At 65.5% G+C, this 15662-nt stretch carries 13 protein-coding genes; 8 read left to right on the top strand and 5 right to left on the bottom strand.

Annotation, left to right across the window (positions count from 1 at the left end):
- The first annotated feature begins 12 nt into the window (after window positions 1-12).
- Window positions 13-5190, top strand: coding sequence for a peroxidase family protein (locus tag ARTSIC4J27_RS05105; protein ID WP_235436554.1), 5178 nt, complete (start codon window positions 13-15; stop codon window positions 5188-5190).
- Between the two features lie 145 nt (window positions 5191-5335).
- On the top strand, window positions 5336-5653 hold the full coding sequence (locus ARTSIC4J27_RS05100) for a hypothetical protein (protein WP_050054135.1): 318 nt from the start codon (window positions 5336-5338) through the stop codon (window positions 5651-5653).
- A gap of 102 nt (window positions 5654-5755) precedes the next feature.
- Here ARTSIC4J27_RS05100 and ARTSIC4J27_RS05095 read toward each other — a convergent pair whose 3' ends face one another.
- Both ARTSIC4J27_RS05095 and ARTSIC4J27_RS05090 read right to left on the bottom strand, forming a co-directional pair.
- On the bottom strand, window positions 5756-7054 hold the full coding sequence (locus tag ARTSIC4J27_RS05095; RefSeq protein ID WP_083435333.1) for an Nramp family divalent metal transporter: 1299 nt from the start codon (window positions 7052-7054) through the stop codon (window positions 5756-5758).
- Between the two features lie 122 nt (window positions 7055-7176).
- Window positions 7177-8118, bottom strand: a complete 942-nt coding sequence (locus ARTSIC4J27_RS05090; protein WP_050054134.1) for a dihydrodipicolinate synthase family protein — start codon at window positions 8116-8118, stop codon at window positions 7177-7179.
- A gap of 164 nt (window positions 8119-8282) precedes the next feature.
- On the opposite strand from ARTSIC4J27_RS05090, the gene ARTSIC4J27_RS05085 reads away from it, so the two are divergent.
- Window positions 8283-9311 (top strand): LacI family DNA-binding transcriptional regulator, encoded by a 1029-nt coding sequence (locus tag ARTSIC4J27_RS05085; RefSeq protein WP_050054133.1) that lies wholly within the window; start codon window positions 8283-8285, stop codon window positions 9309-9311.
- Window positions 9312-9332: 21 nt separating this feature from the next.
- On the opposite strand, the gene lepB is transcribed toward ARTSIC4J27_RS05085, so the two are convergent.
- A complete protein-coding gene (gene lepB, locus ARTSIC4J27_RS05080) occupies window positions 9333-9938 on the bottom strand; it encodes a signal peptidase I (protein ID WP_235436553.1) in 606 nt (201 codons plus the stop codon).
- 348 nt (window positions 9939-10286) lie between these two features.
- On the opposite strand from lepB, the gene ARTSIC4J27_RS22750 reads away from it, so the two are divergent.
- The 5 genes from ARTSIC4J27_RS22750 (at window position 10287) to ARTSIC4J27_RS05060 (ending at window position 14066) form a co-directional block, all read left to right on the top strand.
- On the top strand, window positions 10287-10454 hold the full coding sequence (locus tag ARTSIC4J27_RS22750) for a hypothetical protein (RefSeq protein WP_161799552.1): 168 nt from the start codon (window positions 10287-10289) through the stop codon (window positions 10452-10454).
- Complete coding sequence (locus ARTSIC4J27_RS05075; RefSeq protein ID WP_050054132.1) at window positions 10451-10849, top strand: Hpt domain-containing protein; 399 nt, start codon at window positions 10451-10453, stop codon at window positions 10847-10849. The genes ARTSIC4J27_RS22750 and ARTSIC4J27_RS05075 overlap by 4 nt, the downstream gene beginning before the upstream one ends.
- 70 nt (window positions 10850-10919) lie before the next feature.
- The gene (locus tag ARTSIC4J27_RS05070) at window positions 10920-12215 is read left to right on the top strand and encodes a glycosyl hydrolase (protein ID WP_407681117.1); all 1296 of its coding nucleotides are present in this window, start codon (window positions 10920-10922) and stop codon (window positions 12213-12215) included.
- A 129-nt stretch (window positions 12216-12344) separates the two neighbouring features.
- Window positions 12345-13094, top strand: a complete 750-nt coding sequence (locus ARTSIC4J27_RS05065; RefSeq protein ID WP_083435331.1) for an SDR family oxidoreductase — start codon at window positions 12345-12347, stop codon at window positions 13092-13094.
- A 162-nt stretch (window positions 13095-13256) separates the two neighbouring features.
- Window positions 13257-14066 (top strand): ANTAR domain-containing protein, encoded by an 810-nt coding sequence (locus ARTSIC4J27_RS05060; RefSeq protein WP_235436552.1) that lies wholly within the window; start codon window positions 13257-13259, stop codon window positions 14064-14066.
- Between the two features lie 5 nt (window positions 14067-14071).
- On the opposite strand, the gene ARTSIC4J27_RS05055 is transcribed toward ARTSIC4J27_RS05060, so the two are convergent.
- Both ARTSIC4J27_RS05055 and ARTSIC4J27_RS05050 read right to left on the bottom strand, forming a co-directional pair.
- Window positions 14072-14689, bottom strand: a complete 618-nt coding sequence (locus tag ARTSIC4J27_RS05055) for a type II toxin-antitoxin system HipA family toxin (RefSeq protein ID WP_407681119.1) — start codon at window positions 14687-14689, stop codon at window positions 14072-14074.
- 126 nt (window positions 14690-14815) lie between these two features.
- Window positions 14816-15646, bottom strand: a complete 831-nt coding sequence (locus ARTSIC4J27_RS05050; protein WP_050054130.1) for an endonuclease/exonuclease/phosphatase family protein — start codon at window positions 15644-15646, stop codon at window positions 14816-14818.
- Between the last annotated feature and the right edge of the window lie 16 nt (window positions 15647-15662).

The following is a 15662-nucleotide window of genomic DNA, read 5'->3' as shown; positions in this document are numbered from 1 at the left end:
GCTTTATCGCGCATGTCACCGTCCACGCCACACCACAAAACCGCAAGCTCGCGCCTGCGGTTCCTGGCTGCCTCCGGAGCGCTGGCTTTGGCCGCCTCCATGGGCCTGCCGCCGGTGGCGGCCAACGCCGTACAAGCCCCCGTAGGCGCGGGCTTCACCATCACACCTGCCGATTTGTCCTTCATCCTGAAGCAGATCAAGATCGCCGAGGCCCACGCGGCCAACACCACGTCCGAAACCGGGCCGTGCGGCGCCCTCGTGGGTACGGGCCCCAACCAGCTGGCCAGCCCGCTGCTGTCGCACGGCCTGCGCACCGTGGACGGGAGCTGTAACAACCTCCAGCCCGGCCAGGAAACCTTCGGCGCGTCGGACCAGGTGTTCCCCCGGCTAGGGTCCAAGTCCTTCGGTCCCGCCGAGAGCGGGTCCTTCGGCGGACCCCCCAAAGCCACGAGCTACGCGCAGAAATCCGGCAGCGTCTTCGATTCCCGGCCGCGCACCATCAGCAACCTCATCGCCGACCAGACCTCCACAAACCCGGCAGCTGTCGCAGCGGCCGGCTTCCCGGCCAGGACGCAGGGCAACGAGGGCGTGGTGCCCTGCACCACGGACCCCGATCCTGAGGCGACTCCCCCGGTCGCAGCCAGCCCCGACGGCTGCGTCCCCTCGCACAACACGCTGTTCATTCCCAACGTGACCACCGACGTCGGACTCTCACCGCCCTACAACTCCCTGTTCACCCTCTTCGGGCAGTTCTTCGACCACGGCATCGACCAGACGGTCAAGGGCGGAGGCACCGTATACGTTCCGCTCAAGGCTGATGACCCGCTCATCGCCGGCCCGGACCATGTGTTCGGCAACGCCGATGACCTCAACCCGCACATGCGCTTTATGGTCCTGACCCGGGGCCAGAACCAGCCGGGCCAGGACGGCATCCTGGGGACCGCCGATGATGTCCAGGATGCCCTGAACACAAATTCGCCGTGGGTGGACCAGAGCCAGACCTACTCGTCGCATGCCTCGCATCACGTCTTCCTGCGCGAGTACGTCAACAACCCGTCGGGCCGGCCCGTGGCAACCGGGAACATGTTGGGCGGCCCCGAGGGCACTCCCGCTGAAGGCGGCATGGCCACCTGGGCTGATACCAAAAAGCAGGCCCGGGAGCTGCTCGGCATTCAGCTGCTGGACAAGGATGCCCTCAACGTCCCCATGCTCGCCGCCGATCCCTACGGAAAGTTCATTCCGGGGCCGAAAAACGGCCTCCCGCAGTTCGTGACCAGGTCCGGCCTGGTGGAGGCAGACCGGACTGCCGACGGCGGGCGTGGCACCTTGGTGCCGCAGGACGTGCTGTACTTCAACACGCCGTTCCTGACGGATATTGCCCACAACGCCGACCCGTCGCCGCAGGACGCGGACCACAACCCCGCCACTCCACCGGCGGCCCCGGCACCGGACGCGGACACCAACGCTTCGGCCGACTTCCTGGGCCAGGCCCCCGGCACCTACGACGATGAGATGCTCAATGCCCACTTCATCGCCGGCGACGGAAGGGTCAACGAGAACATCGGGCTGACGGCCATCCACCAGGTATTCCACTCGGAGCATGACCGCGTGGCCGCGGACATCAAGCGGGTCCTAAGCAACGACACTTCCGCCAAGGGCGTTGCCGCCCTGGCCGAATGGAAGCTGGCCGAAGGCGCCGCGGGATGGAACGGCGAACGGCTCTTCCAGGCCGCGCGGTTCGTCACGGAAATGGAATACCAGCACCTGGTGTTTGAGGAGTTTGCCCGGAAAATCCAGCCTGCCCTCAACATCTTCGAGCCCTTCGCCTTCGCCCAGACGGACATCAATCCGGCAGTCAGCGCCGAATTTGCCCACGCCGTCTACCGCTTCGGCCACTCAATGCTCACGGAAACCATTTCGCGCCGCAACGAGGACAGCCCGGGCGCGGACACTGTGTTCGGGACTCCCGACGACGTCAGGGGCTCCCAGAATGACATTTCCCTTCTTGAGGGCTTCCTGAATCCGCCCGCTTACACCGACGGCGGCCCGGCCGGTGCGCTGACCTCCGAGGAAGCCGCAGGCAGCATCATCATGGGCATGTCGGACCAGGTGGGCAGTGAACTGGACGAGTTTGTCACCGACACTCTCCGCAACAAGCTGCTGGGACTGCCGATGGACCTCGCGGCGATCAACCTCACCCGCGCAAGGTCCGAAGGATTGCCCACGCTGAACAACCTGCGCCGGGAACTCCACGGCGCCACCAACGATGGCCAGCTCAAGCCGTACACCAACTGGATCGACTTCGGCGAAAACATCAAGCATCCCAAGTCCCTGGTCAACTTCGTGGCCGCCTACGGAACGCATCCTTCCATCCTGGAAGCAACCACCTTGGAGGCCAAACGCACGGCAGCCCGGCTGATCGTCAGCCCGGACGCGCTGGCCGGCGAGGTTGCACCCGAGGACGCCGTGGCGTTTATGAACAGCACGGACGCCTGGGCGAACAACGGAAGCTCCTCGATCACCGGACTCGACGATGTGGACCTGTGGATGGGAGGCCTGGCAGAGCGGACCAACCTGTTCGGCGGCTTGCTCGGCAGCACCTTCAACTACGTTTTCGAGAGCCAGATGACCGACCTGCAGAACGGTGACCGGCTGTACTACCTGGCGCGCACCCCCGGCATGAACCTGATGGCCCAGCTCGAAGGAAACTCCTTCGCCGAGATGATGATGCGCAACACCAACGCCCAGGCCCTGAAGGCTGATGCGTTCGCCACTGCCGACTGCAAGTTCGAGCTGAAGAACCTCAACGGAACGGCCCAGGGCTTCGCATCTGCCGGCAATACGGTGGCAGACGATCCGTCGTCGGAATGCAACGAGACCGCGCTGCTGATCCGGATGCCCGACGGCACCATCAAATACCGGGCCTCCAACTCGGTGGACCCGGCCGGCATCAACGGCCAGGCCGTCTACAACGGATCCGTCAATACGGACCGCATCCATGGCGGCGTGGACAACGACACCATGTGGGGCGGCCCGGGCAACGACGTCATCGAAGGCAACGACGGCGCCGACACCGTCCTGGGCGGCGACGGCAACGATATCATCACCGACTCGGCCGGCGATGACATCCTCAAAGGCGGGCCGGACAATGACGCGATCGACGGCGGCCCGGGCCTGGACCTCCTCCTCGGCGGGGACGGGCGGGACTTCGTCAACGGCGGCGCGAACTCCAATGAGACCTTCGCCGGTGAAGACGACGACTTTGTGATCGCCGGGGAAGGCCTGGACGCCGTGTTCGGCGGCGGTGGCAACGACTGGGCGGAAGGCGGCGACGGTCCCGACCTGCTGATCGGCGACTCCAGCAACCTCTTCTTCCTGGACGATTCCCAGAGGCCCGGCAACGATGTCCTGGTGGGCCAGGGCGGCGATGACGACTACGACATGGAAGGCGGGGACGACATCGGCCTCGCGGGCCCCGGCGTCGAAAAGGTGGCCGGCGCGTCCGGCTACGACTGGGAGACCGGAGAATACGATCCCCAGCCGCAGGACGCCGACCTCGACCTCCCGATTGCGCCGCTGGACATCCTCCAGGTGGGTGTCCGCGACAGGTACAACGAGGTGGAAGCGCTCTCCGGCGGTCCTTTCGACGACAAGCTCCGGGGCGACAGCATCATCCCGAAGACGAGGGGCGGCGGCGGCTTCATCGGCTGCGACGCACTGGACCAGGCAGGTGTGGACCGCATCAAGGGACTCAGCGAACTGATCCCGTCCCTGCCCACTCCCCTTGCCGACGTCGTCAACGCGTCTGCTTCCAAGGAATGTCCCGTACTGGGCGGCACCCATGTCTGGGGCGAGGGCAACATCCTCCTGGGCGGCGCAGGCAGCGACCTCCTCGAGGGCCGCGGCGGCGATGACATCCTCGACGGCGACAGCTACCTCAGCGTCCGGCTGAGCATCCGCACGGACCCGGACAACGCCGCCACGGAAATCGGCAGCGCCACGGGAATGAACGCCCAGTACCAGCGCGATTCCGACGGCGCCCTCACCGGCCCGACGCTCCAGCAGTCCGTGTTCGCCGGGACCGTGGACCCCGCCAACATCATCGTTGTCCGCGAAATCCTCACCGCCAACGGGGGAACAGACAGCGCGGTCTTCTCCGACTTCGAGTCGAACTACACCATCACCACCACCGGCGGCGACGGCACCCTGGGCTCCCCCGGCTCCGTCACCACCGTCCGGCACAACAGCGGCGAGGACGGAACCGACACGCTCCGCAACATCGAACAGCTCGTCTTTGGCGACGGAACCGAAGGACCCGGCGACGACGTCGGCGAGGTGGAGGACGACGTCGACGAAGTTGAGGACGGTGCCGACGAGGTTGAAGACGGCGCCGGCGAGGGTGAAGACGGCGCCGGCGAGGGTGAGGACGAAGTTGAGGGCGGTGACGAAGGAACCGATGCAGGCGCCGATGACGGGATAGACGAGGTCATTCCGGGCGACGGTGAGGTTGTTGTGATCGTCACGCCGACGCCGGACACCCAGCCCGTTCCGGATCCCGCCCCCTTGGAGCAGGCACCAGTTGACCAGGCCCCGGTGGAGCAGGCACCAGTGAACCCCGCACCCGTGGCCCAAGCCCCGGTAGATCAAACCCCTGCGCAGCAGGCTCCCGCGGATCCGGCACCAGTGGCGCCCGTGACCGGAGGCTTCTCCGTCCGGACAGTTGATTCCACCGGAACCCAGGTGGGAGAAATCCTGACAGCCGAACCCGGTGCCACCAGGATGGTGGTCCGTGGCCTGGAGAACGGTGCCGCGTACAGGTTCCAGGTTGCACCCCCGAGCGCCAACGGCCCGGTTTTTTCAGATCTGAGCGAACCCGTTGTCCCCGGCGCCACCGAGGACCAGCGCCGCATCTTCAACCAGGAAGCGGAGCTTGCAGAAGCAGGAGCAGATGACCCGGTGGCCCCCGCACCGGCAGCTGCACCTTTCGGGGACGCCTTCGGAACCGCACCGGTTGTCACGCTGGCGGCACTGGCCCACTACTTGTCCACCAGCCCCGGAACCGCTGCCCTCGCCATCACCACAGGAGGCCTTTTGGCCGCCTGCGCCCTGCTGGCCTACAAGCTGTACCGTTCCCGGGCCAACACCCGGAAGGTGCAGTCCAGGGAACCGGCAGGTTCCACAAAGGCCTGACGGATTGGGAGCCCGCGCGGGCTCCCAATCGGCCTCATACCAGCGGACCTTGGAACACAGGGAAACAACAAGGTGGGTGCACAAGATTCCCCCAGCATCCCCTCATTACTCTCGCAGCATGTTCACTTGTTCAGTCCTTCGATGCATGAATCCCGGCTCTGCCTTCACAGCAGGCAGCCAAAGCCTCGTGGCGGGCTACCGCGAAGCCTACGTCTGTACGGAGCATAAGGCGGTGATCGACGCCGGTGCCCCCTGGGACATGGAAGGGCATACGGTCCTGATGGGCCAGGACCTTGCACCGATCCTTGAGAATTGGCACGCCCGCCCCAGTGCTGGGTCTGAGGGCTTCACCCTCACCCTTGAAATTGCCGGGCAGATAAAACCCGTTGAGGTTTTCCTGATGCCCACCGAGGCCATGACGCTGTCCAGTTTCATCGACGCAGCAAATAACAACGCCGGCTGAAGACCTGACTCCCAGGCTCCCCGCAAAAAGTTCAGGGTCCTGTCCGCTTGGCGGACAGGACCCTGAACTTTGTGCCAGCAGGGGTGGATACGGCTCGGGTGCTTAACCGATCAGGGTGGTGATAAGCCGGATGGAGGAGGCGATGATGGCGATGAGTCCGATGGCGGCGAAGAGGTTGTGCCACCACTTGTTGCGGAGGTCTCCCATGACGGTGGTCTTGTTGGCCATGATGACGATCAGGACGCCAAGCAGGGGTGCGATGAGCACTGTGAGGGATTGGGCGATGACGATCAGTCCCACCGGGGAGGATTGGAAGGAGAGGGTGATGATCAGGCCAAAGGCCAGGATCATGCCGGTAACGATACGGGCCATGGGTGACCCGGCCCGGGCGCCACGGCTGAGGGCGTCGGAGAGCATGGTGCCGCCGGCTGTGGCGTTGGCGATCATGGATGAGAAGGCGGCACCAGAGAGGCCGAGGGCGAATACCATCGCTCCGACCGGGCCGGCCAGGGGCGTGAAAACGGATGCCAGGGCGTTGATGGTTCCGGCCTCGGCCCCGGTTTTGCCGAGTACGGCGGCTGCGACCATGATGACGAGGGCGGTCATGATGCCGGGGGCCACGATGCCGGGGATGGTGTCGACCAAGGTGATGTCGCGGTAGTCGTCACGGGTCCGGCGGTGTTCCTTGACGCCGTAGGAGGTGTAGAAGGCGGCGTTGATGGAAAAGTTTGTGCCGACGAGCGCCACGATCAGGATTTCGCTTCCGGCGGGCAGTTGCGGCACCATGCCTTCCATTGACCGGTACCAGTCGGGCTGGGCGACGACGGTGCTGGCAATGAAGGCGATGCCCATGAGGACGACGATGACCAGGAGGGCCTTTTCGACGATTCCGTAAACGTTCTTGAAGGCCAGGACGAACCCGACGGCGGCGGTGCAGACGACGGTCCACAGCACCGGGGAGCCACCGAAGATGAGGGAGAGCCCCAGGCCGGATCCCACTGCGTTGCCCACCGAGAACATCAGCGTGATGCCGAAGACCCCGAAGCCGGCGAGGATGCCGATCGGTTTGCCGAGGTGTTCCTTGATGGAGGTGATCAGGGAAGTCGGCGTTGCGATGCCCAGCCGGACGCTCATGTCCGTGAAGAAAATCATCAGGATGGTTGAGACTGCGATGACCCAGACGAGGCTGTAGTCGAACCGGCTGCCGGCCTGCACCGCGGTGGTGAGGTTTCCGGGCCCGAACTGCCAGGCTCCGACCACGAAGGCCGGGCCCATGAGGGCAAGGTAGCCCAGGAAGGTACGGTGCTTCCTGGTGGTGCCTTGCGCGGGGTTTCCTTGCTGGGTGGCCATCTGTTCTTCCGTGGTTCCGGGATGGGTGATGGTCCTATTGTGCTCGCGCATCTGCGAGTCCTCCTTCTGCAGCAACATTGCTGTGGGTCGTCGTTGACCGGGTGGAGAGTAAAACTGGGGACCGGGTGGCGGGCGCTGGCCCGCCACCCGTGAAGGACCCTTGAGGGGCCGGGTTAGACGGCAGCGCTGGCGGTGACCTTGCCGATGTTTGCGGCGGCGAAGGCTTCCGCAATTTCGGTCTCGGCACCCTCCGGCAGGGGAAGGAGCGGGGTGCGCACGGTGGCGTGGTCCAGAATGCCGCGGTTCACGAGTCCCCACTTCAAGGCGACGGTGCCCTCCATGTGGGACCCGCGGTGGTAAACGTTCTTGGTCACCGGCAGCAGCCGCTCATGAATTGCGTGGGCGCGCTTGTAGTCCTGCGCCTTCCCGGCCTCGATCAGTTCGACGAGCAGTTCGGGGGCGATGTTGCCGTAGCCGACGAGCAGACCGTCGACGTCGAACATCGTCGGCAGCAGGTACTCGTCATGGCAGGACAGCACCTGCAACTCGGGGTACGCGGCGCGCAGCGCGGGAATCTCGGTGTACCACCGGCGCATGTTCCGGACACCGTTCTTCGTGGCAAAGACGCCTTCCTGGCCGGCGATCTCCAGCTGGGTGTCGAGGTCGTAGGTCGCCTTGGTGTTGTCGGGGTACTGGAAGAGGATCAGCGGCAGGCCTGACTCTTCATAGATCTCCTGGTAGCGCGACTGCGGGGCGCCCTTTTGGTATCCGAAGCGCAGCCACCCGTGCGAGGGGTAGACGAGGCCAGCTGACGCGCCGGCCTCGACGGCCTTCTTGGCCTCGAGGGCCGCGGTCTTGTTACCTTCCTTCGTGATGCCCGCCACGACCGGCACACGGCCGTCGGTCGACGCCACGAACGCGCGGATAACGTCCAGCTGCTCCTCTTCGGTGAGGAACGTGCCTTCGCCGGCGTGCCCCAGGACGACGAGGCTCTTCACGCCCTCAATCGAACCGAGCCACGAACCCAGACGCTGGATCGCAGCGAAGTCGACAGCGCCATCTTCGGTGAACGGGGTGACAGGTGCGGGGCTGAGGCCGCGGAGATCGAGTGTCATTACAGCTACCTTCTTCTTCTTTGATGGTCGGCAGTCCCGCGGTGTTGAGAACGTTTGCGGGAACGTTTTCAAGTTTGCACGTGTCCCAGCTCACTGTCAAGAGAACGTTTGCAAAAAGGTGGAATAGAGTGTCTCTTACGCCCCTTTCGAAGAGGAGAACCGCCATGGAACCGGCCGCCCCCGGAACGATCGTCACCCTCAAGGACGTGGCCGCGGCCAGTGGCGTCAGCATCTCCACCGCCAGCCGCGCCCTGGATGAACGCATGTCATCCCGTTCCGCTTCTGCCGCCCGGGTCAGGAAAATTGCCGAGGAACTGGGCTACCGCCGCAACTCGTTCGCCTCCAACCTCCGGAGGGGTGAGACACGGACCCTCGGCGTGCTGGTGCCCCGGCTCAGTGACACCGTCATGGCCCTGATGTTTGAAGAACTGGAGCGGGCGGCGTCGGACCGGGGATACTTTGCCATGGTCGCCACCAGCGGCGATGATCCCGATGATGAACGCCGGGCAGCCGAAACGCTCCTGGACAGAAATGTGGACGGCCTGATCCTCGCGACTGCCCGGATCGACGACGAACTGCCCAGGCACCTGCGGGAACGGGGCGTGGCGCACGCGCTGGTGCTGCGTACCGACGGGGTCAGTCCATCGGCTCTTGGCGATGACGAGGTGGGCGGGTACCTGGCGGTGCGGCATCTGATTGATCTCGGGCACCGTGACATCGGGATAGTGACGGGCCCATCATTTACCTCCACAGGGCGGGGCCGCCTGGCCGGCGCCCGCAATGCCCTGGAAGGGGCAGGCATCGAAGCCCGGGAAGACTGGCTGATCGCCGCAGGCTACGGCATCGAAAGCGGGTTCTCGGCCGCAGAGACACTCCTCGCCAGCGATACGGGACCACGTCCCAGCGCGGTGTTCGCCGCCAACGACAACCTGGCCATGGGTGTCATCGCCGCCGCCCACCGCCGCGGAATCATCGTGGGTGAAGACCTGGCACTGGTCGGCTACAACGACATACCCCTCTCGTCCCGCCTCTCCACCCCGCTCTCCTCTGTTCGGGTGCCCCTGGACCAGATTGCCGGCAACGCCATCGACCTCATCGTGAACCCCGGCAAGGAACCAAAAATCCGGACGTCCATGCCCACCCTCATTCCCCGCCAGTCGAGCGGCATTCCCCGGTCCCAGCAGGGTCACTAGCGGCACCAACAAACATGCGGCCTACTTCTGGCCCGTCAGCAAGGTGCCCCGGATCGCCGTCAACGGCACGGCACCGTAGTCCCTGGAATCGATGGACACACCGCGGTTGTCCCCCAGGACAAAGACACTGCCGGCCGGAACTTTCTCCGGCCCGAAGTAGGTGGCATCGATGCGGCTGTGGTCGATGAACGGCTCTGGTACCGCAACGTCATCGACGTAGAGTTCCGCATCGCGGATGGCCACGGTCTGGCCCTCCCGTGCGATGACCCGTTTGATGGCTGTGTGGCCGTCGGCCGGGCTGGTGAATGCGACCACCACGCCATTCTGTATCCAGCCAACATCGGCACCGGGCTTGAAGAGGAGCACCACGGCGCCTTCGCGAATGGTGGGCTCCATGCTGTCCGAGGAGACGGTGAACGGCTCCACGAACCAGAGTCGCAAGGCCACAATGGCCATGGCGGCGACCAGCGCCCTCGCCACGAGGCGGGAGTGCCGTTGCCCGGGGACATGTGCTTTTGACCGCGGCAGGCGGTGGCGCGGACGCCGCCGCCTGCCGGAAAGCTTGAGAACTCCTGCCCGGAGCATGCCAGGCAGCGTCCGCGGGGAGGTCAAGGCTGTTGATGCCATGCAGGCAGTCTCCCAACGGCTCCTAGGGAATCCCTTGGAGCCCGGAAAATCCCTAAAAGTGGCCAAAAACCTGAGCAAGTCCTGCGTCATTCTTGACGCTCTGCTCGGCGGCCCTTGAGCCAGGACGTGCACAGTAGTTCGTGCCAGGCCTGAACCACCGGAGGGAAAATCCGGGTCCCAGAGGCTGGCGGTGTCATGAAGCCGGCACCGAAAACGAGCGCAGTAGGCAGTCGCTGAATAGTTGAGTAGCAACTACTCGTGTGCTCCAGATACCCGCCCCGTAACGTGCAGCACAGAGTGCCACAGTGGTCACTCGTACGTGTTTCGGACGGTCAGGCGGGACAGGTTATGCGGACGAATCCTCGGGTGCGGGCAGCGCACCTCCAGGCCGGGGCCGATGGCGGAGGCGGCGGAACAGCGTGGTTCCGCAAGAAGCCATCGGTCCCTGCATTGTCCGGGCCGGGCCTGGATGTGGGCGCAACCGCCGCCGGCTTTGCCCCGCGGGACCAGCCATGAGCGTCGCAGAGTACGACGACGACCGCGCGCCGTTGCTGGACAGTTCAGTCCTGCTCCGCTTGCGTGAGGAGTTGGACGGCGACGAAGGCGTCTGGAAGGTATTTATCCAGAACTTTGTGGCCCACCTGCCCGCCAGGACGGAGAAGCTGCGCCTCGCACTGACCACCGGGGACAGCGCCGGAGCCATGGTGGCAGTGCTGAGCCTCAAGACCTCGAGCCAGATGGTGGGCGCCGAACGGCTGGCGCGCCTGATGCTTGAACTCGAACACCTGCTCCGCGTGGAGTGCTCGGACCGCGATCCCGCTGTTGTCCTCCCCCGGCTGGCAGCCGGCCGTCTGGTGCCCATCAAGCAATGTATTCAACAGACCAGGTATTTCCTGGAGAGGCACCTCTAGCAAAAACACGATCAAGAAACTTGAGCGGATCTTGAGGCATTCGGGTCACCGGGACTTTAGGATCAGGGCAGTGCCTGGTGGCATGAAGCTGTGGCTGCCGGAAGCGCAGCCCCGACGATTGCGGGGACCGATCGCTGTGTTCAAGTTTGTGAAAGTACTCACTGCTGCCCTTGCCGTTAGCGCAGGAATAACGCTGGCCGGGGTACAACCTGTCCAGGCCGCACCGGCTGCCGCGGCTCAAATCACGCTCAGCCCGGCCACCGGCCCGGCAGGATCTGCCGTCACGGTCAGCGGGACCGGTTTCAAGGTGTCCACTTCCGGAAATGTCATAGTCGGTTCAACGACTTTTGCCTTCCGCACAGCATCAACCGGTGCATTCAGCACGGCGATTACCATCCCGGCGGCCGCAACGGGAAAGCTGACCATTACCGCAAAGACCTCCTCCATCCAGGCGTCCTCAGTGTTCACGGTGGCCCAGCCGGCGCAGACGCTCCCGCCGGTCAGCACGGCCCGCCTGCGCTTTGGGGTGGCAACCGCCAATGGCCCGCTGGCAAGCACAGAACTGGACGAGGTTTCCCAGCTGGCAGGGGAAAGCCCATCCAGCATCCTCTTCTACAAGGACTTCCTCCAGACACCGCCCATCAGCGAGATGAACGCTGCGCGGGCACGGGGCGCCGTGCCGTTGGTGACGTGGGAGCCGTGGGCCTGGGGAGGCGGACTGGAGCAGCCCGCCTATTCGCTGGACCGGATCGCTGCGGGTGATTTCGATGCCCGGATCATCCAGTGGGGCCAGGCATTGGCCGCATGGGGCTACCCGGTGCAGCTGAGGTTCGCCCACGAGATGAACGGGAACTGGTATCCGTGGGCGGAAGGCGTCAACGGCAACGAAGCCGGCGACTACGTCCAGGCATGGCGCCACGTGCATGATGTTATGGCTGCCGCGGGCGCCTCCAACGTCTCGTGGGTCTGGGGCCCCAACGTTCCGTATTGGGGTTCCACAGACCTGGCCGGATTGTTCCCGGGTGCTGACTATGTGGACGTGGTGGCACTGGACGGCTACAACTGGGGCACGTCCGCCTCCTGGAGCGGCTGGATCTCGCCGCAGGATCTTTTTGCTCCCGGCATCGCCGAGCTGCGGGCCCTTGCCCCGGGGCTGCCGATTCTTATCGCTGAAACGGCGTCGAGTGAGGCCGGCGGGTCCAAGGCCGCATGGAACACAGACCTGGTGGCCTACCTGGCGGCCCAGCCGGACGTGATGGGTTTTGTCTGGTTCCATATTCAAAAGGAAGCCGACTGGCGCATTAACAGCAGCGACGCCTCGGCGGCCGCCTTCAAATCTGCCTTGGCGGCGCGCCGGGCCTTATAGCGCTCGGGGCGCGTCAGGGCCGGGTTGCGGGATCCTGTATTGGCCAAAGCGGCGCCGGGTGATCTTGGGGGCTACCCACTGGGCCCCGGTTCCACGTGAGGGGCACCCAACAGGCATAGGATTTCTTCCATGAGGATTGCCGTTGCAGGGGGAACCGGTACAGCAGGCCGGCACGTGGTGGCCGTTGCCAGGGAGCGCGGCCACGACGTCGTGAGCCTGAGCCGCGCGGAAGGCGTGGACCTGGTCAACGGCCGCGGCCTGTACCAGGCGCTTGAGGGCGTGGACGCGGTCATCGACGTCTCGGGCATCCAGACCGTTTCCACCAAGAAGGCCGTGGATTTCTTCACCAACGCCACGCAGAACTTGCAGGCCGCGGAGAAGAAGGCCGGTGTGAAGCACCACGTGGCGCTGTCCATCGTGGGCATCGATAAAGCCAACTCGGGCCTCTATGCCGGAAAGCTGGTGCAGGAGGACGAAGTCAGGCACGGCGGCATCCCCTGGACCCTTCTGCGGTCCACCCAGTTCCACGAGTTCGTGCCCATGACCGTCAAGGCCGCCTCGGCTGGCCCGCTGGTTTTTGTGCCCACCATGTTCACCCAGCCCGTGGCGGCACGGGAGGTGGCTGTCGCCCTGGTAGACGCAGCCGAGGCGGCACCCAAGGGCCGCATCCCGGACCTTGCCGGGCCCAAAACCGAACAGTTGAAAAGCCTGGTCAAAGCCTATCTCGCCAAAACCGGGCGAAAAAAGCGGATCGTTCCGCTGCACGTCCCCGGCCCCATGGGCAAGGCCATGCGCAAAGGCGGGCTGATCCCGGCGGCGGGTGCCGCCGTCGGACGCCAGACGTTCCTGGAGTGGCTGGACGCCGGCACGGACGTCTGACTGGCGGGCGGGAAGCGCTGCAACCCCAGGAAACAGGTATCCCCCGCAGTCCCGCAAAAATTCGAGTACTCACTACTCGTGCCCTCCCCCGCCCGCGCGCCATATGTTCGAAGGGCAGCCCGCGAACAACTCCGGGCAGGTGGGTTCTAACGGGGGGCTCGAGTGACGATACACGTGACAGGCACCGGCAGGCAGGTGCTGAAGGACGACGGCGGGCGGCAGGTTTCGGCGGGCTCCGCCGCTTCACGGGCGTGGCCGGCGCCGTCGGGGTTCCTGCTGGACCTCAGCACAGATGCGGACTCCGACGCGGCATCCCTGCGGCGGCTGGCCGAAGCGGCCGCGATGGCCCTTACCGATTTCGCCGGCGTGCAAATCGACTGCGCGGCCATGCTGGCCCCGGCCCAGCGGGCTCCCCTCCGGGCAGCCAACAACGGACGCGCCGCAGGCCTCGGCTACCTCGAGCAAGAGCTCGACGGCGGCCCGCTGGCCCACGCGGTGGCCGCCGACGGTCCCGTGGTGGTGGAGGCAGCCGGAACCGCAGCGCGGTGGGACGCTTACCGCCGGCGGTTCCTCGAAGCGGGCTACGGTGAGGTGCTCGCCGTTCCGCTCCGGCTGGAGCCCGGCAGCACCGCTGCCCTGGCATTCTTCGCACCCCCGGACGTGCGGTTCGGCGCGGACGTGGTCAGCCGTGCCAGCTGGTTCGCCGGGGTTGCATCCCAGAGCCTGAAACTGGCACTGGAGGTCCGGAGCGTCCGGTCCGCCGGGGACAACCTGAAGCGCCTGCTGGAGAGCCGGACGTCCATCGATGTGGCCTGCGGCGTGATTATGGGCCGGAACCGGTGCACCTACACGGAGGCCTTCAGCCTGCTGGCCAACGCGTCGAGCCAGCGGAATAAGCAGGTCCGCGAGGTGGCCGAGGGCATCCTGAAGACGATGCCCAGCGGCCCGCCCGGCACCCGGTTTCAGGTCTGAGCCCCTCAGCCCGAGAGTTCCCCACGGCGGTGCCGCAGCTCGCGCTCTGCCCCGTTCAGGGGCAATCCGGCGAACGGCAGGGCCGCGAGGTTGACGGTTTGGGCGGCGGCCAGTGCACTCTTGTTGGCCGCAGCCGCGGCCCGTTCTGGAAGACCGATGCTGGCGGCGAACTCCTGCCAGTGCTTGGCCTTGAGGTTCTTCACCTTGCCGCTGACGGTGAGGGCCATGGTGTCGTCGCCGTAGAGCAGGGTGCACGGAATGTCATAGACCGGAGCCACCGTCCAGCCGCCGCGCCCGCCCTCCAGTACGGCGGCGTTTTTGGCGTGCAAGTCCCCGTTGCCGGTCAGCCAGGCAAAGACGAACTGCAGGTAGAGGTTCCGCACGGCCACTGCCCGTGCCTTGCATGGACCGGCCAGTGCAAGCACAACCTCCTCAGAGCTGACGGCATATTTTGATGCGGGAGGAAGGTCCAGGACCTGCGCCGCGTCCTCCAGCGCAAGTCGCAGAAGTCCCCCGTCTGTGGTGCGGTCGAACCGTTCAACCAGCTGCCCCCGCAGACCGTTTCGGTCCGTGACCACGCTGTGCCTTGCCACCGGGATTTTCAGCGCCTTCGCTCCAGTCAGATGCGCCAGTATGCGCTGCCTTCAGCAAAAACTGCAACATATTGCTGAATTCTTGGACTGGCCCCGGGAACGCTGGCAAGAAAAGCCCAATCAGCAATATATTGCTGATCTTAGTTCTCAAGACTCTCAGTACCGCAGGTCCGCCTGCACAGCGAAGTGGTCCGACGGAAACACGCCCGCCAGAGGCTGGGTGCCCAGCAGTTCCGCGGCAAGGGGGTGCCCGGCCCCGCCGCGCCGTGGCGCCGCACTGAAGATGTAGTCGATCCGGCGGTCCGGCCACAGCAGCTGGGTAGCCCAGGAGTTGGCATTGGACCAGGTGCACCCACGCGCATCCCCGCCGGCCACTTCCCACGCGTCGTAGAAGGACAGACCTCGAGCCGGCGCGGCCATCCGGCCGGTGATCATCCGGATCTCGTCACTGTCCGGATCCGCGTTGAAGTCGCCGCATACCACCAGCGGAGTGCTGTCATCCTGCGACGAGTGCAGGTGTTCGAGCAGGCCCCGCACGGACTCCTGGCGTTCCCGACTTTGGTCCAGCCACCAGGCGTCCATCACCACGCCGTACACCTGGAGGGGCCCGCGCGGGCCGGCGATCTCCGCCTGCAGGACACGCAGTGCGCCAAAACTCCTGCTGGCCTGCGAGGTGATGGGCCACCGGGACAGCACCGCGACGCCGGACAGCGCGGCCTCGTCTTCCTGCGCCGGCACCCCGCTGTAAACGTGGTGCGGCAGGCCGAGCGGTCCAGCCAGCCGGGCGGCCTGGCTGTCATCGCCCTTGGCCCACGCTTCAGCCAGTACGACGACGTCGGGCCGGGCAGCTGCCAGCGTGGCAGTAATTGCCGCCTCGCGTTCCTCCCACGGACCGTAGAGCCCCCAGACATTCCAGGTGACAATCCGGACGCTGGTCTCGATCAGCGGACCGTAGAAGGTGGGCGGGATGTCCAGGTCAGGTGCCATGCGTCCTCCGCTGGAT

Origin of the sequence: Pseudarthrobacter siccitolerans, assembly GCF_001046895.1 — a bacterium.
Classification (GTDB): Bacteria; Actinomycetota; Actinomycetes; order Actinomycetales; family Micrococcaceae; genus Arthrobacter; species Arthrobacter siccitolerans.
This window is presented reverse-complemented; position numbering and strand designations above follow the sequence as displayed.

Bases quoted from the DNA above. Each gene is read 5' to 3' on its own strand.
- ARTSIC4J27_RS05050 (WP_050054130.1), bottom strand. From the start codon at position 15,646: ATGGCACCTGACCTGGACATCCCGCCCACCTTCTACGGTCCGCTGATC.
- lepB (WP_235436553.1), bottom strand. From the start codon at position 9,938: ATGGCATCAACAGCCTTGACCTCCCCGCGGACGCTGCCTGGCATGCTC.
- ARTSIC4J27_RS05085 (WP_050054133.1), top strand. From the start codon at position 8,283: ATGGAACCGGCCGCCCCCGGAACGATCGTCACCCTCAAGGACGTGGCC.
- ARTSIC4J27_RS05105 (WP_235436554.1), top strand. From the start codon at position 13: ATGTCACCGTCCACGCCACACCACAAAACCGCAAGCTCGCGCCTGCGG.
- ARTSIC4J27_RS05075 (WP_050054132.1), top strand. From the start codon at position 10,451: ATGAGCGTCGCAGAGTACGACGACGACCGCGCGCCGTTGCTGGACAGT.
- ARTSIC4J27_RS05100 (WP_050054135.1), top strand. From the start codon at position 5,336: ATGAATCCCGGCTCTGCCTTCACAGCAGGCAGCCAAAGCCTCGTGGCG.
- ARTSIC4J27_RS05090 (WP_050054134.1), bottom strand. From the start codon at position 8,118: ATGACACTCGATCTCCGCGGCCTCAGCCCCGCACCTGTCACCCCGTTC.
- ARTSIC4J27_RS22750 (WP_161799552.1), top strand. From the start codon at position 10,287: ATGCGGACGAATCCTCGGGTGCGGGCAGCGCACCTCCAGGCCGGGGCC.
- ARTSIC4J27_RS05065 (WP_083435331.1), top strand. From the start codon at position 12,345: ATGAGGATTGCCGTTGCAGGGGGAACCGGTACAGCAGGCCGGCACGTG.
- ARTSIC4J27_RS05095 (WP_083435333.1), bottom strand. From the start codon at position 7,054: ATGCGCGAGCACAATAGGACCATCACCCATCCCGGAACCACGGAAGAA.